The sequence below is a fragment of the Streptomyces sp. 1114.5 genome, from assembly GCF_003635085.1.
GTDB lineage: Bacteria > Actinomycetota > Actinomycetes > Streptomycetales > Streptomycetaceae > Kitasatospora.
This window is the reverse complement of record NZ_RBXE01000001.1, coordinates 65,263-87,402: the sequence shown is the minus strand read 5'-3', so window position 1 is coordinate 87,402 and position 22,140 is coordinate 65,263. Positions and strand designations below refer to the sequence as shown.

The following is a 22,140-nucleotide window of genomic DNA, read 5'->3' as shown; positions in this document are numbered from 1 at the left end:
GTGCCGTCCGGCTCAGCCGGGGACGTTGGCCTTGACCAGCGGGGTGAGCGCGGCCGCCGGGTCGAAGGGGTTCCGTGCGGCCCCGGCCGGGACGGTCACCTCGACGTAGGCGGCGCGCATGGTCGTCACGAAGCGGTAGCCGCCGTCGCCGAGCTTCTGCGACCACCAGGTGACGTCGTCGACGGTCGGGGACCAGTCCTTGGCGTGCTCGCCGTCCAGCTCCTCCGGGCGGTCGATGCCGCAACGCAGCACCGTCCGGGGCGAACTGTCCCAGGCGGCCACGTACGGGGAGGCGGGCGACGGGTCCTTGCGGGCGTGCCCGAGCAACTCCGGTGGCAGCGCGGCGGCCAGCGCCCTGCAGTAGCCGGCCGCCTTGCCGCCCGGCGTCGGGGCCTCGACCTTCGGATCGGCCGGGCCCCAACTGCCGACCAGTGCGACGACCGCGCAGGTCAGCGCGACGGGCAGGGCAAGCCAGCGGATCGGCGCCGGCAGGGCGGTCAGCGCCCGGGGGACACGGAGTTCTCTGGCCACCCGCCGATGGTAGCCGGGGTTACAGGTGGACCACGGGACAGGTGAGGGTGCGGGTGATGCCCTCGACCTTCTGCACCTCGGCCACCACCAGGCGGCCCAGGTCGTCCATGGTCTCGGCCTCGGCCTTGACGATCACGTCGTAGGGGCCGGTGACGTCCTCGGCGGTGAGCACGCCGGGGATCCCGGCGATCGTACGGGCCACCGCGGTGGCCTTTCCTACCTCGGTCTGGATCAGGATGTATGCCTGTACCACGGGGACCTCCCGGCGGCCGGTTACGGGGATCGCCGCCGTGATCACCCGGTCAGGATTCGAGGGTGGGGTGGGCTCACCGGCAGTCTGATCACCACGCTACCGCGCAGCGGGCCGGGGAGGGGAGACTTCCGCACCTCCGAAGGGCGTACGCTGCGCGCGGGGGAGCGCGACGGGGACCGGAACGGATGGCAGTGCCATCCGGAAGAAAGGCGAGAGGACGCAGATGCAGGGGACCGTGGGCGAGCTCGGCGAGTTCGGCCTCATCAGGGAGCTGACCGCCCGGGTACCGCTCACCGATGCGGTCGACCTCGGCCCGGGGGACGACGCCGCGGTGGTGCGGGCTCCGGACGGCCGGGTCGTGGCGACCACGGACGTCCTGATCGAGAACCGGCACTTCCGCCGGGACTGGTCCACCGCCTACGACGTGGGCCGCAAGGCCGCCGCCCAGAACCTCGCCGACGTGGCCGCGATGGGGGCGGTGCCGACCGCGATACTGCTCGGCCTGGTCGCCCCCGCCGACCTGCCGACCACCTGGGCAACCGAGTTGATGGACGGGCTGCGCGACGAGTGCCAGGTGGCCGGGGCGACGGTGGTCGGCGGCGACGTGGTGCGCGGCGACACCGTCACGCTGGCCATCACGGCGCTCGGGGACCTCCAGGGGCGCGCGGCGGTGACCCGCTCCGGCGCGCAGGTCGGCGACGTGGTCGCGGTGACCGGCTGGCTCGGCTGGTCGGCCGCCGGACTGACCGTGCTGCAGCGCGGCTTCCGCTCCCCGCGCGCCTTCGTCGAGGCGCACCGCAGGCCCGAACCGCCGTACCACGCGGGCCCGGCGGGGGCCGAGTTGGGCGCCACCTCGATGATCGACGTGAGCGACGGGCTGGTCGCCGACCTCGGCCACGTGGCCCGGGCCAGCGAGGTGGACATCGACCTGAAGGCCGCCGACTTCGACGTCCCGGCGCAGATGGCGGACATCGGCCAGGCGGTCGGGGTGGACCCGTTGGTCTGGGTGCTCTCCGGCGGCGAGGACCACGCGATCGTGGCGACCTTCCCGCGCGGGGTCCAACTCCCGGCCCGCTGGCGGGTGGTGGGCGAGGTGACCGGCCGGCCGACGGGCAGCCGCAGCGGCCGGGTCACGGTGGACGGCGCGCCCTGGGACCGGGTCGGCGGCTGGGACCACTTCGCCGAGTGAGAGGCTGCCGATCGCGCAGTCGCGGGTGCTGTTCTCCTCGCGGGGAGCGGGACATGACGCTCCGCGCGGGCGAGGGACGGGCTTCGCGGGTGCGTTGTGCGTAGGCTTGCGCCATCCGAGCCCGCCCGCCGGCCCGTCCGGCGCGGGCGGGCCGAACCACGGCGAGCGGGAGCACACCTGACATGCGCATCGGTGTACTGACCAGCGGCGGCGACTGCCCCGGCCTCAACGCGGTGATCCGCTCGGTGGTGCACCGGGGGACGGACGTCCACGGCGACGAGATCGTCGGCATCCTGGACGGTTTCCTCGGCCTGATCGAGGGCCGTACCCGGACGGTCTCGCACGACGACGTCACCGGTCTGCTCACCCTCGGCGGCACCGTCCTCGGCTCGGCCCGGGTGCGGCGCGACCGGATCGCCTGGGCGGTGGAGAACGCCAAGGTGCTGGCCCGGGACATCGGCATCGACGCGCTGATCGCGATCGGCGGCGAGGGGACGCTGACCGCCGCCAAGCTGTTCAGCGAGGCCGGGCTGCCGGTGGTCGGGGTGCCGAAGACCATCGACAACGACATCGAGGCCACCGACGTCACCTTCGGCTTCGACACCGCGGTGCACGTCGCGACCGAGGCGATCGACCGGCTGAAGACCACCGCCGAGTCCCACCAGCGCGTCATGGTCGTCGAGTTGATGGGCCGGCACACCGGCTGGATCACCCTCACCGCGGGCATGGCCGGCGGTGCGCACGGCATCCTGATCCCGGAGAAGCCCTTCGACATCGAGGCGGTGGCCCGGATAATCGAGGACCGCTTCGCCCGGGGCAAGAAGTTCGCCATCATCGCCGTGGCCGAGGGCGCGGCCCCGGTGCCCGGCACCATGCGCTTCGACCACGGCGAGGTCGACCAGTACGGCCACCGGACCTTCGGCGGGATCGGCAACCGGCTCGCCCACGAGCTGGAGGACCTGCTCGGCAAGGAGGCCCGTCCGGTCATCCTCGGCCACGTCCAGCGCGGCGGCACCCCGACCGCCCGGGACCGGGTGCTCGCCACCCGCTTCGGCTGGCACGCGGTGGAGGCCGTGCACCAGGGCGCGTTCGGGCACTTCACCGCGCTGCGCCGGACCGGGATCGAGCTGCTGCCGATCGGCGAGGCGGTGACCCGGCTGAAGACGGTGCCGGAGGACCGCTGGGTGGAGTCCGAAGCCGTGCTGTGAGGCCGCGCGGGTAGGTTGGGGGCATGGTTTCGACTGCACCTCCCCAGGTGGCACGCCCGCACGTGGCGCCCCCGCGCGTGCTCACCGTCGCCGGCTCGGACTCCGGCGGCGGCGCCGGCATCCAGGCCGACCTCAAGGCGATGCTCGCCCTCGGTGTCCACGGCATGAGCGTGATCACCGCCGTCACCGCGCAGAACTCCCTCGGCGTCCAGGGCTACTGGGAACTGCCCGCCGAGGCCGTCCGGGCGCAGTTCCGCAGCGTGGTGGACGACATCGGCGTGCAGGCCGTGAAGACCGGCATGCTCGCCTCGATCGAGCTGGTCGAGACCGTCGCGGAGCTGCTGGCCGGGGTGGGCGCCCCGGTGGTGGTCGACCCGGTCGGCGTCTCCAAGCACGGGGACGCGCTGCTGGCCGCGGAGGCCGTCGCCACCGTCCGCGAGAAGCTGCTGCCGGTCGCCACCCTGGCCACCCCCAACCTGCACGAGGTGACGCAGCTCACCGGCCGGACCGTCGAGGCCGAGGCGCAGATGCTGGACGCCGCGAAGGCGCTGCTCGACCTCGGGCCGCGCTGGGTGCTGGTCAAGGGCGGCCACCTGGAGGGCGAGGCCGCCGACCTGCTGTACGGCGGGCCGGGAGAGGAGCACTGGTACCGGGCGCCGCGCTACGACAACCGGCACACCCACGGCACCGGTTGCACCCTGGCCAGCTCGATCGCGGCCGGCCTGGCCAAGGGCGAGTCGCTGCCGGAGGCGGTGGGCTCGGCCAAGGAGTACATCACCGGTGCGATCGCCGGGGGGTTCGCCCTGGGTGCGGGCATCGGGCCGGTCGACCACGCCTGGCGCTGGCGCTGAGGGAGCCGGGGAAGCCCGGGGGAGCCGGGAAACGGCTCCGGAAACAGTGGTGGGCGGGCTCCCGGGAGAGCCCGCCCACCACTGGTGAGTCCGGAAAACGGCGTGACCGGTCCGAAGAACAGCGAAGCCGGTCCATCCGAGGATGAACCGGCTCACTGGAGGACCGGCATGCCGGTCTGCGCGTCAGCGCGAGACCTTACCGGCCTTGATGCACGAGGTGCAGACGTTGAGCCGCTTCGGCGTCCGCCCAATCACAGCGCGCACCGTCTGGATGTTGGGGTTCCAACGACGGGGGGTACGGCGGTGAGAGTGGGAGATGCTGTTGCCGAAGCCCGGCCCCTTGCCGCAGACGTCGCAGTTGGCAGCCACAGGAGTCACTCCAAGACTTCAGATCAGTTACTTTCGAAAACCCCGCCCACCCACCGGAGCACTCGCGTGAACCAGACCGGACAAGGGGGTGAGCCTGGACGGTTCCAGGCAACCGGAAGAGCATACAACGCTTGCTTCCGTCCCACGAAACTACCATGACCGGCCGAGTGATCGCTGCGGTCGCCGGTCCGGACGGCCCTCCCCGGCCCCCGATAACCTGCCGGTACCACCCCTCGCCGCAGCTCTGCACGTGCTGCTGCCCCACAGGCCATCGCGGCGTCCCATCCGGAGGAGACCTGGTGCTGCACACGCTCGACGCCCCGGCCGTGCGCACCTGGTGCCAGCTCGCCCTGCGCGCGCTCGGCCAGGCGCGCGAGGAGATCGACGCGCTCAACGTCTACCCGGTCCCGGACGGCGACACCGGCACCAACCTCTACCTGACCGTCGAGTCCGCCGCCGCCGAGGTGGAGAGCCGCTTCGCCGACCCCGCCGCCGACCCGGCCCCCGGACTGGCCGACGCCGTCCGGGCGATGGCCCGCGGTGCGCTGGTCGGCGCCCGCGGCAACTCCGGGGTGATCCTCGCCCAGTGGCTGCGCGGAACCGCCGAGACGCTGGCCGAGGGCGGCGGCGCCGAACAGCTGCGGGCCGCCCTGCAACGGGCCGCCGACTCCGCCTACCAGGCCGTCGCGGAGCCCGTCGAGGGCACGCTGCTGACCGTCGCCAGGGTTGCCGCCCGGGAGGCGGTGCAGGCCGGGGACGGGCTCGCCCAGGTCGCCGACACCGCGTACCGGGCCGCCCGGGACGCGCTGCGGCACACCCCCGAGCAGCTCGCCGTCCTGGCCGAGAACGGGGTCGTGGACGCCGGCGGGCGCGGCCTGGTCACCGTCCTCGGGGCGCTCGCCGACGCCGTCGCCGGGCAGCAGCCGATGGGGCCGGTCGCGCTGCGCGGGGACGTCCGGGCCATGGAGAGCTGCGAGGTGCACCTGCGGCCGCCGGGCCCCGGCCACCCCGCCTTCGAGGTCATCTACCTGCTGGACGCCCCCGACGAGGCGCTGCCCGCGCTGCGCGAGCGGCTCGGCGGGCTCGGCGACTCGCTGGTGATCGGCGGCGGCGACGGCCTGTGGAACGTGCACGTCCACGTGGACGACGCGGGCGCCGCCGTGGAGGCGGGCGTCGAGGCCGGGCGCCCGCACCAGATCCGGATCACCCACTTCGCCGAGGCCGCCGCCCGCTCCGGCACCGCCGCCGAAGGCGGCGAGCGCGAGGAGCGGGCCCGCGCGGTGCTCTCCGTCGTCTCCGGCGGGGGCCTGGCCGAACTCTGCGAGCAGGCCGGCGCCGTCGTCCTGCACGCCGACCCGGACCGGCCGCCGTCCAGCACCGAACTCGCCGCCGCCGTGCGCCGCTCGGCCGCCCGCGAGGTCGTCCTGCTGCTCAACGACCCCGAGCTGCGCGCCGCCGCCGGGGCCGCCGCCGACCAGCTGCGCGAGGAGGGGGTCCGGATCGCCGTCCTGCCCACCCGCTCGCCGGTGCAGGGGCTGGCGGCGCTCGCGGTGCACGAGGGCGGCCGCCGCTTCGACGAGGACGTCGTCGCCATGACCTCCGCCGCCGGGGCCACCCGGTACGCCGAACTCGCCGTCGCCGAGGGGGAGTCCTGGACGATGGCCGGGGTCTGCCAGGCCGGTGACGTGCTCGGCCTGATCGACGGCGACGTCGCGGTGATCGGCACCGGGCTGGCCGAGGTCGGCGAGAGCGTGCTCGACCGGATGCTCGGCGCGGGCGGCGAACTCGTCACCCTGGTCCTCGGCGAGGGCACCGAGGAGGCGCTGGCCGAACGGCTGGTCGCGCACGTGCGGCACCGGCGGCCCGAGGTGGACGCGGTGGTCTTCCACGGCGGGCAGGAACCGGCACCGCTGCTGATCGGCGTGGAGTAGGGCGCGGTTTTTGTCGGTGGTGTGGTGTAAACAGGGCGCTGATGGGCGCTCTCGATGAACCACTGACCAAGCTCGTCGGCGACCGCACCGCGAAGGTGCTCGCCGACAGCCTCAAGCTGCGCACGGTCGGGGACCTGCTGCACCACTACCCGCGGCGCTACGTCGAACGCGGCCAGCTCACCAGCCTGGACGAGCTGGAGGTCGACGAGCACGTCACCGTGCTGGCCCGGATCGAGAAGGTCACCCTGATCCCGTTCCGCGGCCGCAAGGGCGACCGCCTGGAGGTCGTCGTCACCGACGGCCGCAGCCGGCTCTCGCTGGTCTTCTTCAACCAGGGCTGGCGGCAGAAGGAGCTCAAGGCCGGCGCCCAGGGCCTGTTCGCGGGCAAGGTCGGCGTCTTCAACCGCAGCCGCCAACTGGTCTCGCCCGACTACCAGCTGCTCGACGAGGACGCCACTGCATCGACCGGAGCTGGCGACGCCGCGAAGCAGTTCGCCGGCCGGCTCATCCCGGTGTACGGCGCCAGCGCGCAGATGCCCAGCTGGAAGCTGTCGATCTGCATCGAGACCGCGCTCACCAAGCACCTCGGCGACGTCGGTGAGCCGCTGCCCGCAGAGCTGCGCGAGCGGCACGAGCTGATCCCGCTGCCCGAGGCGCTGGAGCTGATCCACCGCCCGCGCAGCCAGGCCGACCGCGAGCGCGCCCAGAGCCGGCTGCGCTGGGACGAGGCCTTCGTGCTCCAGGTCGCCCTGGCCCGGCGCCGGGCCGCCGACTCCGCGCTGCCCGCCAAGCCGCGCGAGGCCCGTGCGGGCGGACTGCTGGACGCCTTCGACGCCCGGCTGCCGTTCACCCTCACCGAGGGCCAGCAGAAGGTGTCCGCGGAGATCGCCGCCGACCTCGCCACCGACCACCCGATGCACCGCCTCCTCCAGGGCGAGGTCGGCTCAGGCAAGACCTTGGTCGCGCTGCGGGCCATGCTGGCCGTGGTCGACGCGGGCGGCCAGGCCGTGCTGCTGGCGCCCACCGAGGTGCTGGCCCAGCAGCACCACCGCTCGATCGTCGAGATGATGGGGGACCTCGCCGAGGGCGGCATGCTCGGCGGCTCCGACCTCGGCACCCGGGTGGTGCTGCTGACCGGCTCGATGGGCGTCCCGGCCCGCCGCCAGGCGCTGCTGGACATGGCCTGCGGGGACGCCGGAATCGCCATCGGCACCCACGCGCTGATCGAGGACAAGGTGCAGTTCCAGGACCTCGGCCTGGTCGTGGTGGACGAGCAGCACCGGTTCGGCGTCGAGCAGCGGGACGCGCTGCGGGCCAAGGGGGACCAGCCGCCGCACCTGCTGGTGATGACCGCCACCCCGATCCCGCGCACCGTCGCGATGACCGTCTTCGGGGACCTGGAGACCTCCGTCCTGGACCAGCTGCCGGCCGGCCGCTCGCCGATCTCCACCCACGTCGTCCCGGCGCTGGAGAAGCCCAACTTCCTGGCCCGGGCCTGGGAGCGGGTCCGCGAGGAGGTCGCCAAGGGCCACCAGGCGTACGTGGTCTGCCCCCGGATCGGGGACGAGGAGCCCGCGGCCGAGCCGAAGAAGCGGCGCCGGGCCGCCGAGGAGGACTTCGAGGAGGTCGCCGACATCGGCGCCGCGAGCGACGAACGACGGCCCCCGCTCTCGGTGGTGGAGACCGCCGAGCAGCTGCTGAAGGGCCCGCTCGCCGGGCTGCGGGTGGAGATCCTGCACGGGCGGCTCGCCCCGGAGGCCAAGGACGAGGTGATGCGGCGGTTCACGGCCGGCGAGGTGGACGTGCTGGTCGCCACCACGGTCATCGAGGTCGGCGTCAACGTCCCCAACTCGACCGTGATGGTCATCATGGACGCCGACCGCTTCGGCGTCTCCCAGCTCCACCAGCTGCGCGGCCGGGTCGGCCGCGGCAGTGCGGCCGGCCTGTGCCTGCTGGTCAGCGACATGCCCGGGGGCAGCGCCGCGCGGGCCCGGCTGGACGCGGTGGCGGGCACCCTGGACGGTTTCGAGCTGTCCCGGATCGACCTCGAACAGCGCCGCGAGGGCGATGTGCTGGGCCAGGCGCAGTCCGGGGTGAAGTCCTCGCTCAAGGTGCTCTCGGTGCTGGAGGACGAGGAGGTCATCCTCACCGCCCGGACCGAGGCCACCCGGCTGGTCGCCGAGGACCCGGAGCTGGCTGCCCACCCGGAGCTGCGCACCGCGCTGGAGAGCCTGCTCGACGAGGACCGCGCGGCCTACATGGAGAAGGGCTGAGCGGGTCGCAGGGGAGGCCCGATTGTCAGACCCCCGGGAGAGAATGAAGGTGTTCAGGACGCACCCTCAAGGTGCGTACCTGGCGCGACACTTGGGGGTCCTGCCATGGCATTCCGTCATCTCAACGAGCTCCCGCTGGGCGACAAGGTCTTCCGGATCGAACTCGCCAGCGACGACGACCGCGAGGTCACCCTCACCCTGACCGGCTGGCGCGAGGGGGCGGCCGCCGCGCCGCTCGCCTCGGGCAAGCTCCGCCTGCCGGTCGAGGACGTCGCCTCGCTGCGGATCGCGCTCAACCGCGCGCTGCGGGCGCTGGCGATCGTCGCCGACGTCTCCGAGCCCATCCCCGACCGCGACGTGCTGCGCGAGCTGTACCCCGGCCACGGCGCCCCCTGGGTGCCGCAGCACGAGGAGGAGCTGGTCCGGCGCTTCCACGACAGCGAGACCATCGCCCGGATCGCCGCCCGCTTCGGCCGCACGCCCGACTCCGTCCGGACCAAGCTGCGCGAGCTCGGGCACGACCCGCGCCGCCCCGAGTTCTGCCCGCCCGACGGCTGCCTGTCCTGGTCCCGCTACGCGTCGCCGGCCCTGCTCGGCGCGGCCGTCCCGGCCCAGCAGACGGGCTCCGAGGCGAGCTGACCGCCCGACTCCGCAGGCCCCGCCGGTCCGATCGGCGGGGCCTGCGAAGGTCACTCGCGGGCTCGGCGCGGGATAGCGTGGTCGGGCAGCGACGAAAGGACCTTCCACCACCATGACCCGCGTGATCGCCGGGTCGGCCGGCGGCCGCCGGCTGGCCGTACCGCCCGGCCGGGGCACCCGTCCGACCTCCGACAAGGCCCGGGAGGCGATGTTCTCCACCCTGGAGGCGTTCCGCGGCACCCTGCACGGGGCGCGGATGCTGGACCTGTTCGGCGGATCGGGCGCGGTCGGCCTGGAGGCGCTGTCGCGCGGCGCCGAGCACGTCCTGCTGGTCGAGGCGGACAGCCAGGCGGCCCGGGTGATCCGGGAGAACGTCCGCACGATCGGCCTGCCGGGCGCCGAGGTGCGGGCCGCCAAGGCGGAGAAGGTGATCGCCGGGCCACCTCCGCAGTCCCCTTACGACCTGGTGTTCCTCGATCCGCCGTACGCCGTGACGGACGAGGAACTGCGCGAGATGCTGATCACACTGTCGGCTGGGGGCTGGCTCGCGGAGGACGCACTCGTCACCGTGGAGCGCAGCACCCGTGGCGGCGAGTTCGGCTGGCCCGAGGGCTTCGAGGTGCTGCGCTCCCGCCGCTACGGCGAGGGCACGCTCTGGTACGGTCGCGCCGCCGCCGAGGCCAGCGATCACGAGTAGCGGGCCGCGGCCCGCAGCAGCCGTCACCCCACGAGGGAGCACACACGCCATGCGCCGAGCCGTCTGCCCCGGTTCGTTCGACCCGATCCACAAGGGCCACCTGGAGATCATCGAGCGGGCCTCGAAGCTCTACGACGTGGTGCATGTCGCGGTCCTGATCAACCGGAACAAGCAGGGCATGTTCACCGTCGAGGAGCGGATCGGCCTGATCGAGGAGGTCACCGCCCCGTTCGGGAACGTGGTGGTCGAGTCGCACCACGGCCTGCTGGTGGACTACTGCCGGGAGCGCGGCATCCCCGCGATCATCAAGGGCCTGCGGGCGGTCAGCGACTTCGACTACGAGCTGCAGATGGCCCAGATGAACCACGGCCTGTCCGGCGTGGAGACGCTGTTCCTGCCGACCTCGCCGACGTACAGCTTCCTCTCCTCGACGCTGGTCAAGGAGGTCGCCTCGTACGGCGGCGACGTCTCGCACCTGCTGCCGGAGACGGTGCACCGCCGGCTGGTCGAGCGGATCGCGGAGCGCAGGGCCGAGCAGTAGTCGGCTGCCTGCCCCTTTCTGCCGGTTCGTCACGGATTGTCCGAAGGGCGGGAGGCGGGTTCGACGCAGGCGTTGTGACCCTGCCCCGCGGTGGCCGTACAGTCTGTATTCCTGCCCTGCGGTGAGGTCCACCGCGCCGGGCCTGCCTCCGCCGGACCGTCGGCGGCACACGGAAAGACGAAGCCCCGTGGACGTGCAGAACAAGGTCGACGAGATCGTGGCGGCGGTCGAGAACGCCCGCTCGATGCCGATGTCGGCCTCCTGCGTGGTGAACCGGGCCGAGCTGATCGGCCTGCTCAACGACCTCAAGGCGGCGCTGCCCGCCGAACTGGCCCAGGCGCAGTCGGTGATGGCCGACCACGAGCAGGTGGTGGCCGGTGCGCAGGAGGAGGCCGAGCGGATCATCCAGGGGGCGCACGCCGAACGCGGCTCGCTGATCTCGGACACCGAGGTCGTCCGCCAGGCGCAGTCCCAGGCCGACCGGATCCTCGCCGAGGCGCGCGCCGAGGTCGAGACCAAGCGGGCCGAGGCCGACGACTACGTGGACAGCAAGCTCGCCAACTTCGAGGTGGTGCTGACCAAGACGCTCGGCGCGGTCGGCCGCGGCCGCTCCAAGCTGCGCGGCGACGCCGGCGTCTTCGAGAGCGAGCCCGCGGGCGAGGGCGACGGCGAGGAGTTCCGCCCGCAGCGGATCAGCCCGAGCCCCGAGGTGGACGAGTACGTCGATGTGAAGCTCGCCACGCTGGAGAACGTGCTGAGCGCCACCCTGGACGCCGTCGGCAAGGGCCGCGACAAGCTGCTCGGCAAGCGCCCCATCGACGAGCTGGGCGCCTACCTGGCCGCCGCCGACGAGGCGCAGCAGGCCAAGGAGCGGGCCGAGGCGGTGGCGGCGGGCTTCGCCGACGACGCCGACGGCGCGGACATCGCCTGGTACCGCGAGGACGTCCCGCAGCAGCAGAGCTGGCCGGAGCAGACCCCGGCCGCGGCCGGCTGGCAGGGCCCCGGGGCCGACCAGTACGCCGCCGCCCAGCAGCCGGGCGGGCAGTACGCCGAGGTGTACGGCGGGGGCTTCGACCCGGCCGGCCAGGGCGACCCGTACAACACCCAGTGGGGCCAGCAGCAGGGCGGTTACCCGCAGCAGGGCTACCCGGACCAGCAGCAGGCCGGCTACGGCTACGAGCAGCACCAGCACCAGCACCAGCAGCAGCAGCAGGGCTACGGTGCGCAGGGGTACGACGGCTACGCCTACCCGCAGCCGCCCGCCGCCCCGCCGGCCGTGCCGCACCAGCAGCAGGGCCTGGACGAGACCAGCTTCTTCGACACCAGCATGATCGACATGACCAGGCTGCGGGAGCTCGGCGGCCGCTGAGCGGGCCGCCGAGGGGCCTCCCGACAGGACCGAAGTTGGGCCTGACGGGAGACTCCGGTAGTCTGACCACTCCGGCATCCCCATGCCCGCCTCTCGGCTTGCCCTCGCAACGTCGACTTGTATGGGGACACATCGAAGATTCCCCATGGAAGTCAGGACCACCGTGAACCGCCTCGACCACCGCGACCCCCTCGTGTTCGACACGCACGAGCTGGGCCGTCGTCCGGGTTCGATGCGCAAGGTGACCCGGACCCTGGAGGCCCCCGAGGGCTTCGGGATCGTCGACGTCATCGGCGTCCCGGAGAAGAGCCCGATCGAGCTGGAACTCCGCCTGGAGTCCGTGGTCGAGGGCGTGCTGGTCACCGGCACCGCCGACGCCCACGTCGAGGGCGAGTGCGTCCGGTGCCTGGAGCCCGTCGAGTTCGACATCGACGTGGACTTCCAGGAGCTGTACTACTACCCGGAGTCCGACGAGCGCCACCGCGCCCGGACCTCCGGGGCCGAGGACCTCGACGAGGACTCGGAGGAAGAGACTTACCGCCTGGAGGGCGACTTCTTCGACCTCCAGCCGGTGCTGCGTGACGCGGTGGTGCTCGCACTGCCGCTGCAGCCGGTGTGCCAGGAAGACTGCCTGGGCCTGTGCTCCGAATGCGGAGCGCGCCTGAGCGACGACCCGGCGCACCACCACGACGCCGTCGACCCCCGGTGGGCGGCACTGCAGGGACTCTCCGCCACCCCCGGCGACGAGGCCCGCGGCGAAGCCGCTAACGGGCGGCGGGGAACCAAGACCAGCGACACCCGTGAGGGTCTCGCCGAGAACCAGGAGAAGTAGCCGTGGCTGTTCCGAAGCGGAAGATGTCGCGCAGCAACACGCGCCACCGTCGGTCCAACTGGAAGGCCGTTGCCCCGGCCCTCGTGGCGTGCGACCGCTGCCACGAGCCGAAGCTCTCGCACATCGCGTGCCCGAGCTGCGGCACGTACAACCGTCGCCAGGTCCTCTCGGTCTGATCGGCGGGGTGCACGGATCGATGTCGGACGGTAACTCCACCCGCAAGGCGTCCACCGCCCCGAAGGGTTCTTCGGGCGGCGGCAAGGCCGGCGGGCCGGCTTCGACCGAATACGACGTCCTGGAAGGGCGCCTCGGGTACACGCTCGAGCGCGCCCTTCTGGTGCGTGCCCTGACCCACCGCTCGTACGCGTACGAGAACGGGGGGCTGCCCACCAACGAGCGCCTGGAGTTCCTCGGCGACTCGGTGCTGGGCCTGGTGGTGACCGACACCCTCTACCGCGTCCACCCGGACGTCCCGGAGGGCACGCTCGCCAAGCTGCGCGCCGCGGTGGTCAACTCCCGTGCGCTCGCGGACGTCGGCCGGGGCCTGGACCTCGGCGCGTTCATCCGGCTCGGCAAGGGCGAGGAGGGAACCGGCGGCCGCGACAAGTCGTCGATCCTCGCCGACACCGTCGAGGCCGTGATCGGGGCCGTCTACCTGGACCAGGGCCTGGACGCGGCAACCGAGTTCGTCCACCGGCTGTTCGACCCGCTGATCGAGGAGTCCTCTCAACTGGGTGCCGGCCTGGACTGGAAGACCAGCCTCCAGGAGCTCACCGCCTCGGTGGGCATCGGCGTTCCCGAGTACGTGGTCATGGAGTCCGGTCCGGACCACGAGAAGACCTTCACCGCGGCGGCCCGGGTGGCCGGCGAGGACTTCGGCAGCGGCGTGGGCCGCTCGAAGAAGGAAGCCGAGCAGAAGGCCGCCGAGAGCGCCTGGCGCGCGATCAAGGAGAAGTACGCCGACCGGCTGCCCGCCGGGGCGTAGCGCGAGCGCGGCGAGCGACCACGAGAAGGTGCCCGTCGCGCGGAGCCCCACCGGGCACAGCGAGGCGGGTGGACCGCGAAGTAGCCTGTCCCTGCTGATCGGTACCGAAGCAGGAGGTTCCTTCCCGTGCCCGAACTTCCCGAAGTCGAGGTCGTCCGCCGCGGTCTGGCCAACTGGGTCGCCGGGCGTACCGTCGCCGACGTCCAGGTGCTGCACCCGCGCGCGGTGCGCCGCCAGCCGGCCGGCGCGGCCGACTTCACCGCCCGGCTGACCGGCGCCACCCTCGGCAGCGCGCAGCGGCGCGGCAAGTACCTGTGGGTGCCGCTGGCCGGTGCCGGCGCCGGGTTCTCGCTGATCGGCCACCTCGGGATGAGCGGCCAACTCCTCGTCCAGGACCCGTCGGTGCCGGACGAGACGCACCTGCGGGTACGGCTGCGCTTCGCCGACGGCGGGCGCGAACTGCGCTTCGTCGACCAGCGGACCTTCGGCGGCCTGGCCGTCGAGGAGGCCGAGGAGGGCGACCCGGAGGGCACGCCCGTCTCCATCGCGCACATCGCCCGCGACCCGCTCGACCCGCGCTTCGACGACGCGGCGTTCGCGGCCGCGCTGCGCGCCAAGCGCACCACCGTGAAGCGCGCGCTGCTCGACCAGACCCTGATCAGCGGCGTCGGCAACATCTACGCCGACGAGGCGCTGTGGCGCTCCAGGCTGCACTACGACCGGCCGACCGCGACGCTGACCCGCCCGCAGGCCGCGCTGCTGCTGGCCAACGCCCGGGACGTCATGACCGCGGCGCTCGCCGTCGGCGGCACCAGCTTCGACAGCCTCTACGTCAACGTGAACGGCGAGAGCGGCTACTTCTCCCGTGACCTCGACGCCTACGGCCGCGAGCACGAGCCCTGCCGCCGCTGCGGCAGCGCGATCCGGCGGGCGGCCTGGATGAACCGCTCCAGCTACTTCTGCCCCCGCTGCCAGCGCGTGCCGCGGGCCCGCAGCGGGGGCTGAGCCGGCCGCTACTTGTGGGCGAGTTCGGGGTGCTCGGCCGAGGTGTCGCCGGGTGTGCCGTGGGTGTCCTGGCCGAAGTAGGCGACCCCGACCGCGGAGACCACCGCGAGCAGGAAGCCGAGCACCCCGAGCCAGCCCAGGCCGGGCTTGGAGGAGTCGCCGAGCCAGAGCACGCCGACCGCGCCGGGCAGCACCGTCTCGCCGACCACCAGGGCGGCCGTCGCGCCGTTCACCGAGCCGATCTGCAGCGCCACGGTGTGGATGTACATCCCGCCGAGGCCGCCGACCAGGATCGCGTACAGCGCCGGATCGGAGAGCAGCGGGCCGAGCGCGAACGGCTCGACGCCGTTGAGGATGCGCACGCCGACGCCCAGCGCGCCGAAGCCGAGGCCGGAGAGCAGACCGGCGACGATCGCGCCGCCGGCGCCCATCCGCCGCACCAGCAGGCTGCCGCCGACCAGCAGCACGGTGCTGACGATCAGCAGCCACCAGTGGAAGGACATGTCCGCGTGGTGGCCGCCCTCCGGGCCGGCCGAGACGGCCAGCATCACCAGGGCCGAGCAGAGCACGCCGATCGAGGCCCACTCCAGCTGCTTGAGCCGGATGCCCAGCAGCTTGATGCTGAGCAGCGCGGTGATCACCAGGTTGGCGCTGATGATGGTCTGGGAGAGGAACAGCGGCAGCAGCCGGGCGGCCAGTGCGCCGAGCCCGAAGCCGATCAGGTCGAGCACCGTGCCCAGGATGAACTCCCAGGTGACGGCGGCCTTCGCGGTCGAGGAGAGGCTGGGCCCGCCGTGCTCGGTGGTCGAGGTGGTGGCGCCCTTGGCGGCCTCCTCCCGGGCGGAACGGCGGGATCCGACGGCCTGCAGGACCGATCCGGTGCCGTAGCAGGCGGATGCCGCCACGGCCGTGACGAGGCCGATGATCACCGGGGAGCTCCGATCGGGAGTTGGGTCAAGAAAGGGTAAGGGGACCGGCGGTCCAGGACTGCGGTGCCCGTTCGCGCGGTACGGTCGGGACGTCCCCCGCAGCGCCCGAGAGCGCCCGAGAGCGCCCGGGAGCGCCCGGGGGTGCTCCGGGAATCGGGCCGGGCCCGCCGGGACGTACGTCCGGGCAGACCCCGCGGTTCCCCTGCCCGACCCGATTCGGGGGCGGCTGGGGGAAACATCATCCCCGAGAAGGGGAGCGGCCCCGGCGGACGGCGGGGAGTCTTGCCACCACCAGTATGCGAAGGGTATGGCGTGCTCCGACGCCGCTCGCGGTAGCGTCGGGGGCATGAGAACCCTTGCACGACGTTCCCGGGGCGCCGGGCCACTTGCCCTGGTGGCGGCGCTGCTCGGGCTGCTGCTCCTGCTGGCACCGGCGGCCTCGGCCGCCGGCGGTCTGAGCGACGCCGCCGCCACCCTGAAGAAGGGCAAGGTCTACGTCGACCCGGCGATGACCGACCGCTTCAGCCAGGCCCAGGCCGACGCCCTGACCAAGAAGATCGACAAGGCCGACAAGCCGATCTTCATCGCGGTCGTCCCGGACTCGCCGGCCTACAACAAGGACACCGTCTTCAAGGACCTGCGGACCCTGGTCGGCGTCGACGGGGTCTACGCGGTCTGGCGCGGCAACGCGTTCCGGGCCGACGCGGACCGGGGCGCGATGGCGGCCGGTGCCGCCACCCGGATCTCCGGCGCCGTCCTCCGGGCCCACAACGGCGACATCGACGCCACCCTGAACGACTTCGTCGACCAGGCCGCCCCGCAGGCCAAGGGCCAGGGCGTCAACCACAGCACCTCGATCGCCTGGGTGGTCATCCCGGTCGTCCTGGTGGTCCTGGCCGGCGCCGGCGTCTTCTTCCTCTTCCGCCGCGCCAAGAAGCGCAAGGAGGAGCAGGCCCGGGCCGAGCTGGAGCAGCTGCGCCGCGTCGTGGACGAGGACATCACCGCCTTCGGCGAGGAGCTGGACCGGCTCGACTTCGACCCGCGCGCCGCGGACGCCGACGACGCCCAGCGCGCCGACTACACCCACGGCCTGGACTCGTACGAGAAGTCCAAGCGCCTCATGGAGGAGGCCAAGCGGCCCGAGGACGTCAAGCAGGTCACCGAGGCGATCGAGGACGGCCGGTTCGCGCTGGCCACCCTGGCTGCCCGGCGGGACAAGCGCCCGCTGCCCGAGCGGCGTCCCCCGTGCTTCATGGACCCGCGCCACGGCCCGTCCGTCAAGGACGTCGACTGGGCCCCGGCCGGCGGCTCGGCCCGCTCCGTCCCGGTCTGCCAGGCCGACGCGGACCGGGTGGCGGCCGGCCTCGACCCGGCCGTCCGTACCGTCGACACCGACCACGGCCCGCAGCCGTACTGGAACGCCGGCCCGGCGTACGCCCCGTACGCGGGCGGCTACTACGGCGGCTTCGGCGGCGGTCTGCTGCCGGGCCTGCTGGTCGGCACCATGCTCGGCTCGATGATGAGCACCCCGGCCTACGCCGCGGCGCCCATGACGGACGGCGGCCACCACGGCTACCAGGACCAGTACGAGGGCGGCGACTACACCGGCGCCGACTTCAACGCCGGCGACTTCGGCGGCTTCGGCAGCGGCGACTCCGGCGGCGACTTCGGTGGCGGCGGGGACTTCGGCGGCGGGGACTGGTAACCGACCGACCCGCAGACCCGGGCACGACTCCACGCGGCCCCGCCGGTCCTTCCGGCGGGGCCGCTCCCGTGCGGGCGTGCGGGCGGGCGGGCGGCTAGGGTCGGGGCATGCACGGTCGCGACGCCCACAGTGAGGAACCGGTCCGGGTCACCGCCTGGGTCCGGGGGAAGGTCCAGCAGGTCGGGTTCCGCTGGTGGACCAGGGCACGGGCGCTGGAGACCGGCCTGACCGGCTACGCGAGCAACCTCGGCGACGGGCGGGTGCAGGTGGTGGCCGAGGGGCTCGCGGCCGACTGCGAGCAGCTGCTGGCCCTGCTGCGCGGCCCGGACACCCCCGGGAACGTCACCGGCGTGACCGAGATCTGGACGGCCGTCGGCCCTGGTTACGAGGGTTTCGAGATCCGCTGAGCCGCCGCCCCCGGGCACACCGACCGCCCCCTCGCCGGACCCGTCGCGAAAAGATCCGGAACGGTCGGTGTCACGAGGTTGCCATCCGGGCAGACTCGTGGTTGACTCCGCATCGAACGATGATCCACGAGCATGTGGTGGACCCGCCCAAAGAGCCCCCGGCGTGACGACACCGCCAGGCAGGTGACAGGGCCGCGGTAGCGTGCGGTGATCGTGTTGACCCTTTCCGTCTTTGGTGAGACGCTGGAAGCCCGCGCACACGACCGCGTTCGCCCGGCAGGCGCATGCCCTCGTGAGCCCAGCTCACGGTGGATGTGCCGTAGTGCCCAGCCAGCACTTCCGGTGACGCGCCGCGCGTGCGTCCCCCTTCCCCCTAGACACGAACCATTCCGGTTCTGTCACTCAGCGTGGAGGACCATTCATCATGGCAAAGGCGCTTCTCGGGTACGTCGGCGGCCCCGACCCGCGAATGCTCTCCGAGATGCGACGGCTCCAGCAGCGCGTCCACGAGCTTGAAGCCGAGCTCCTTCGGATGCAGGCTGAGAACGACGCGCTCACCGCTGTCGCTGACGAGCACTCGCTGCTCAACAGCATCGATCTGGATCAGCGGGAGCCGGCTCTCACCTGAGTCCCGCCCGGTCCTCGCAGATCGACGCCGCTGTGCACTGAGCCGCCCCGAAAGGGACGCAGCTTGCAAGGGACGCCCTGATGTGGCGTCCCTTCGTCGTGTCCGAGTCCGGCTACAGTCGCACGCTGGGGCCCCTGGCGAGCGATGAGGAGACCGGCGCGTGCACCTGAAGAGTCTGACGCTGCGCGGGTTCAAGTCCTTCGCCTCCAGCACCACCCTGCGCTTCGAGCCCGGCATCACCTGCGTCGTCGGCCCGAACGGCTCCGGCAAGTCGAACGTGGTGGACGCGCTGTCCTGGGTGATGGGCGAGCAGGGGGCCAAGACGCTGCGCGGCGGCAAGATGGAGGACGTCATCTTCGCCGGGACCAGCGGGCGCGCCCCGCTCGGCCGCGCGGAGGTCAGCCTCACCATCGACAACGCCGACGGCGCCCTGCCGATCGACTACGCCGAGGTGACCATCACCCGGACCATGTTCCGCAACGGCGGCAGCGAGTACGCGCTCAACGGCGAGACCTGCCGCCTGCTGGACATCCAGGAACTGCTCTCCGACTCCGGCATCGGCCGCGAGATGCACGTCATCGTCGGGCAGGGGCAGCTGGACTCCGTGCTGCACGCCGATCCGATGGGCCGGCGCGCCTTCATCGAGGAGGCGGCCGGCGTCCTCAAGCACCGCAAGCGCAAGGAGAAGGCGCTGCGGAAGCTGGACGCCATGCAGGCCAACCTCAACCGGGTCCAGGACCTGGTGGCCGAGCTGCGCCGCCAACTCGGCCCGCTCGGCCGACAGGCCCGGATCGCCCGCCGGGCCGCCGGCATCCAGGCCGCACTGCGCGACGCCCGGCTGCGGATCCTCGCCGACGACCTCGACACGCTCCGCCGGGCCGTCGAGGCCGAGGTCGCGGACGAGCTGGCGCTGCGGCTGCGCCGGACCACCGTCGAACAGGAGCTGGCCCGCGCGGTGCAGCGCGAACGGCTCCTGGAGGCACAGGTCGGGCAGCTCGGGCCGAGCCTGGAGACCGCCCGGCAGACCTGGTACCGGCTCTCCGCGCTCGCCGAGCGCACCCGCGGCACGATCGGGCTGGCCGAGGCCCGGGCCCGGCACGCCGCCGCCGGCGGACAGACCGAGGAGCGGCGCGGTCGCGACCCGGAGGAGCTGGAACGGGAGGCCGAACGGGTCCGCGAGGAGGAGGCCGCCCTCGCCGAGGCGCTGGAGGAGACGCAGTACGCCCTCGCCGAGGCCGTCGAGCGCAAGGGCGAGCTGGAACGGGAGCTGGCCGCCGAGGAGCGCCGGCTGCGCGACGCCGCCCGGGCCATCGCCGACCGCCGGGAGGGCCTGGCCCGCCTCCAGGGGCAGGCCGCCGCCGCCCGGTCCCGGGCCGCCTCGGCGCAGGCCGAGATCGGCCGGCTCGCCGAGGCCAGGGACGAGGCCCTGCTGCGCGCCGAGGCCGCACAGGGCGAGCTGGACGAACTCCGGCAGCAGGTGGACGGCCGGGCCGGGGACGACGAACAGTTCGAGGCCGGCCACCAGGAGGCCCGCGAGCGGCTGGCCGCCGTCGAACGCGACCTCGCCGCCGCCCGCGACACGGCCGGCGCCGCCGAGCGCGAACGGGCCGCACTCACCGCACGGCACGAGGCGCTCTCCCTCGGACTGCGCCGCAAGGACGGCACCGGCGCGCTGCTGGACGCGGGCGGGCGGCTGGGCGGGCTGCTCGGCCCGGCAGCCGCGCTGCTGCGGATCGAGACCGGGTACGAGGTGCCGGTGGCGGCGGCGCTCGGCGCGGCGGCCGACGCCGTCGCGGTGGACTCGCCGTCCGCCGCCGCCGAGGCGCTGCGGCTGCTGCGGGCGGACGAAGCCGGCCGGGCCGCGCTGCTGATCGCCAGTGGCGTGGCCGAAGTGCCGTGCCCGGACGGTGAGTTGCCGCACGGTGCCCGCTGGGCCGCCGAACTGGTCGACGGCCCGGCCGAGTTGCTGGCCGCCGCCCGGCAACTGCTGTCCGGGGTGGCCGTGGTGGCGGACCTGGACGCGGCGCTGCGGCTGGTCGACGGACACCCCGGGTGGTGCGCCGTCACCGCCGACGGGGACCGGCTGGGTGCCGGCTTCGCCCACGGCGGCTCCGGCGGCGCACCCAGCCTGCTGGAGACCCAGGCCGCGGTGGACGAGACGGCCCGGGCGATCGGTGAACTCACCCTCCGCTGCGCCGAGTCGGCCGAGCGGCTGGCCGAACTCACCGAACTGCGCCGGGAGTCGGCCGCCGAAGTGGAGCGGCTCGCCGAACGGCGGCGGCAGGCGGAGCAGGAGCGGGCCCAGGTCGCGGGCGCACTCGGCCGACTCGGCGGCCAGGCCCGGGCCGCCGCCGGGGAGGCCGAACGGCTGTCGGCCGCGGCCGACCGGGCCGAACAGGGCCTGGCCGAGCTGCTGGCCACCGCCGAGGAGCTGGCGGAACGCCTGGCCGCGGCCGAGGAGTCGGCGGAGGCAGGAGCGGACGAGCCGGACAGCGGAGAGCAGCAGCGGCTGGCCGGGGCGGCGAGCGCCGCCCGGCAGGCCGAGCTGGAGGCCCGGCTCGCGGTGCGCACCCACGAGGAGCGGGTCCGCGCGCTGGCCGGCCGGGCGGACCAGCTGGACCGGGCCGCCCGGGCCGAGCGCGAGGCACGCGCTCGTGCCGCCGAGCGCCGCCGGCGCGCCGAGCACGACGCCGAGGTGGCGAACGCCGTCGCGGCGGGCGCCCGCGGGCTGCTGGCCTGCCTGGAGGTGTCGCTGGCCCGCGCGGACGCCGGGCGGGCGGCCGTCGAACGGGCGCGCGCCGAGCGCGAGGAGGAGCTGCGCGAGCACCGCGAGCACGGCCGCGGGCTCAAGGAGGAGCTGGACAAGCTGGTCGACGCCGGCCACCGGGACGAGGTGCTGCGGGCCGAGAAGCGGCTGCGGATCGAACAGCTGGAGGCCCGGGCGCTGGAGGAGTTCGGCATCGACGGCGGCGAACTGCTCGCCTCGTACGGCCCGGACCGGCCCGTCCCGCCGGACGCCCCGGAGGAGGGCGGGGAGCCGGGGGAGCCGTACCCGTACGTGCGGGCCGAGCAGGAGAAGCGACTGAAGGCCGCCGAGAAGGCCTACCAGCAGCTCGGCAAGGTCAACCCGCTGGCGCTGGAGGAGTTCACCGCGCTGGAGGAGCGGCACACCTTCCTCGGTGAGCAGCTGGACGACCTCAAGCGCAGCCGGCGGGACCTGCTGGACATCGTCCGGGACGTGGACCAGCGGGTGGAGCAGCTGTTCACCGCGGCGTACCACGACACCGCCGCCCAGTTCGAGGGCGTCTTCGCCCGGCTCTTCCCGGGCGGCGAGGGGCGGCTGGTGCTGACCGACCCGGAGAACATGCTCGCCACCGGGGTCGAGGTGGAGGCGCGCCCGCCGGGCAAGAAGGTCAAGCGGCTGTCGCTGCTGTCCGGCGGCGAGCGCTCGCTGACCGCGGTGGCGCTGCTGGTGGCGATCTTCAAGGCCAGGCCCAGCCCGTTCTACGTGATGGACGAGGTGGAGGCGGCGCTGGACGAGACCAACCTGCGCCGGCTGATCGGGATCATGGAGGAGCTGCGGGAGAGCTCCCAGCTGATCGTGATCACGCACCAGAAGCTCACGATGGAGTCCGCCGACGCGCTCTACGGCGTGACGATGAAGGGCGACGGCATCTCGCAGGTGATCAGCCAGCGGCTGCGCGTGGAGGCACCTCCCGGCCGCCAGGCTGCGGGAGAGCACCGGGAACGACGCCCGGCGGTATCCGTGTAGTCGCGGTGCGGTCCATCCGGGCGCCG

The 22,140-nt window shown here is 73.5% G+C and carries 21 protein-coding genes; 17 read left to right on the top strand and 4 right to left on the bottom strand.

What is annotated here, in order from left to right:
* Positions 1 to 12: 12 nt before the first annotated feature.
* The gene (locus BX285_RS00380; protein ID WP_097236124.1) at positions 13 to 531 is read right to left on the bottom strand and encodes a DUF3515 domain-containing protein; all 519 of its coding nucleotides are present in this window, start codon (positions 529 to 531) and stop codon (positions 13 to 15) included.
* Positions 532 to 550: 19 nt separating this feature from the next.
* Entirely contained in the window at positions 551 to 784 is a 234-nt protein-coding gene (locus BX285_RS00375) for an Lrp/AsnC family transcriptional regulator (protein ID WP_097239984.1), read from the bottom strand.
* A gap of 223 nt (positions 785 to 1,007) precedes the next feature.
* Between BX285_RS00375 and BX285_RS00370 the strand changes: the two genes are divergently transcribed.
* The 3 genes from BX285_RS00370 to thiD all read left to right on the top strand — a co-directional run bounded on the left by BX285_RS00370 (position 1,008) and on the right by thiD (position 4,032).
* Positions 1,008 to 1,973: a thiamine-phosphate kinase gene (locus tag BX285_RS00370; protein ID WP_097236123.1), complete on the top strand. Its 966-nt coding sequence runs from the start codon at positions 1,008 to 1,010 to the stop codon at positions 1,971 to 1,973.
* Positions 1,974 to 2,155: 182 nt separating this feature from the next.
* The gene (locus tag BX285_RS00365) at positions 2,156 to 3,181 is read left to right on the top strand and encodes an ATP-dependent 6-phosphofructokinase (protein ID WP_097236122.1); all 1,026 of its coding nucleotides are present in this window, start codon (positions 2,156 to 2,158) and stop codon (positions 3,179 to 3,181) included.
* Positions 3,182 to 3,204: 23 nt separating this feature from the next.
* Positions 3,205 to 4,032 (top strand): bifunctional hydroxymethylpyrimidine kinase/phosphomethylpyrimidine kinase, encoded by an 828-nt coding sequence (gene thiD, locus BX285_RS00360; RefSeq protein WP_121174186.1) that lies wholly within the window; start codon positions 3,205 to 3,207, stop codon positions 4,030 to 4,032.
* Between the two features lie 183 nt (positions 4,033 to 4,215).
* On the opposite strand, the gene rpmB is transcribed toward thiD, so the two are convergent.
* Complete coding sequence (rpmB, locus tag BX285_RS00355) at positions 4,216 to 4,401, bottom strand: 50S ribosomal protein L28 (RefSeq protein WP_014138233.1); 186 nt, start codon at positions 4,399 to 4,401, stop codon at positions 4,216 to 4,218.
* Positions 4,402 to 4,700: 299 nt separating this feature from the next.
* Here rpmB and BX285_RS00350 point away from each other — a divergent pair, with 299 nt between their 5' ends.
* The 10 genes from BX285_RS00350 (at position 4,701) to mutM (ending at position 14,673) form a co-directional block, all read left to right on the top strand.
* Positions 4,701 to 6,332 (top strand): DAK2 domain-containing protein, encoded by a 1,632-nt coding sequence (locus tag BX285_RS00350; RefSeq protein WP_179852745.1) that lies wholly within the window; start codon positions 4,701 to 4,703, stop codon positions 6,330 to 6,332.
* 41 nt (positions 6,333 to 6,373) lie between these two features.
* Positions 6,374 to 8,605, top strand: a complete 2,232-nt coding sequence (gene recG / locus BX285_RS00345) for an ATP-dependent DNA helicase RecG (protein ID WP_097236119.1) — start codon at positions 6,374 to 6,376, stop codon at positions 8,603 to 8,605.
* Positions 8,606 to 8,710: 105 nt separating this feature from the next.
* Positions 8,711 to 9,244, top strand: coding sequence for a hypothetical protein (locus BX285_RS00340; protein WP_097236118.1), 534 nt, complete (start codon positions 8,711 to 8,713; stop codon positions 9,242 to 9,244).
* A gap of 112 nt (positions 9,245 to 9,356) precedes the next feature.
* Positions 9,357 to 9,941: a 16S rRNA (guanine(966)-N(2))-methyltransferase RsmD gene (gene rsmD, locus BX285_RS00335; RefSeq protein WP_097236117.1), complete on the top strand. Its 585-nt coding sequence runs from the start codon at positions 9,357 to 9,359 to the stop codon at positions 9,939 to 9,941.
* 49 nt (positions 9,942 to 9,990) lie between these two features.
* Positions 9,991 to 10,482 (top strand): pantetheine-phosphate adenylyltransferase, encoded by a 492-nt coding sequence (gene coaD, locus BX285_RS00330; RefSeq protein WP_097236116.1) that lies wholly within the window; start codon positions 9,991 to 9,993, stop codon positions 10,480 to 10,482.
* 187 nt (positions 10,483 to 10,669) lie between these two features.
* Complete coding sequence (locus tag BX285_RS00325) at positions 10,670 to 11,851, top strand: ATP synthase F0 subunit B (protein WP_121174185.1); 1,182 nt, start codon at positions 10,670 to 10,672, stop codon at positions 11,849 to 11,851.
* Positions 11,852 to 11,996: 145 nt separating this feature from the next.
* Positions 11,997 to 12,683, top strand: a complete 687-nt coding sequence (locus BX285_RS00320) for a DUF177 domain-containing protein (protein WP_097236114.1) — start codon at positions 11,997 to 11,999, stop codon at positions 12,681 to 12,683.
* A gap of 2 nt (positions 12,684 to 12,685) precedes the next feature.
* Entirely contained in the window at positions 12,686 to 12,859 is a 174-nt protein-coding gene (gene rpmF / locus BX285_RS00315; protein ID WP_097236113.1) for a 50S ribosomal protein L32, read from the top strand.
* Between the two features lie 20 nt (positions 12,860 to 12,879).
* Positions 12,880 to 13,668: a ribonuclease III gene (gene rnc, locus BX285_RS00310; RefSeq protein ID WP_097236112.1), complete on the top strand. Its 789-nt coding sequence runs from the start codon at positions 12,880 to 12,882 to the stop codon at positions 13,666 to 13,668.
* A gap of 126 nt (positions 13,669 to 13,794) precedes the next feature.
* Entirely contained in the window at positions 13,795 to 14,673 is an 879-nt protein-coding gene (gene mutM, locus BX285_RS00305) for a bifunctional DNA-formamidopyrimidine glycosylase/DNA-(apurinic or apyrimidinic site) lyase (RefSeq protein ID WP_121174184.1), read from the top strand.
* Positions 14,674 to 14,681: 8 nt separating this feature from the next.
* Here the strand turns inward: mutM and BX285_RS00300 are convergent, their stop codons facing one another.
* A complete protein-coding gene (locus tag BX285_RS00300) occupies positions 14,682 to 15,602 on the bottom strand; it encodes a hypothetical protein (RefSeq protein WP_097236110.1) in 921 nt (306 codons plus the stop codon).
* A gap of 346 nt (positions 15,603 to 15,948) precedes the next feature.
* Here BX285_RS00300 and BX285_RS00295 point away from each other — a divergent pair, with 346 nt between their 5' ends.
* From BX285_RS00295 to smc, 4 genes are all read left to right on the top strand, one after another.
* A complete protein-coding gene (locus BX285_RS00295; protein ID WP_097236109.1) occupies positions 15,949 to 17,307 on the top strand; it encodes a hypothetical protein in 1,359 nt (452 codons plus the stop codon).
* Positions 17,308 to 17,414: 107 nt separating this feature from the next.
* Entirely contained in the window at positions 17,415 to 17,714 is a 300-nt protein-coding gene (locus BX285_RS00290; RefSeq protein ID WP_097236108.1) for an acylphosphatase, read from the top strand.
* Between the two features lie 424 nt (positions 17,715 to 18,138).
* Positions 18,139 to 18,342: a hypothetical protein gene (locus BX285_RS00285; protein ID WP_097236107.1), complete on the top strand. Its 204-nt coding sequence runs from the start codon at positions 18,139 to 18,141 to the stop codon at positions 18,340 to 18,342.
* 160 nt (positions 18,343 to 18,502) lie between these two features.
* The gene (smc, locus tag BX285_RS00280) at positions 18,503 to 22,114 is read left to right on the top strand and encodes a chromosome segregation protein SMC (RefSeq protein ID WP_097236106.1); all 3,612 of its coding nucleotides are present in this window, start codon (positions 18,503 to 18,505) and stop codon (positions 22,112 to 22,114) included.
* The last annotated feature ends 26 nt before the right edge of the window (positions 22,115 to 22,140 follow it).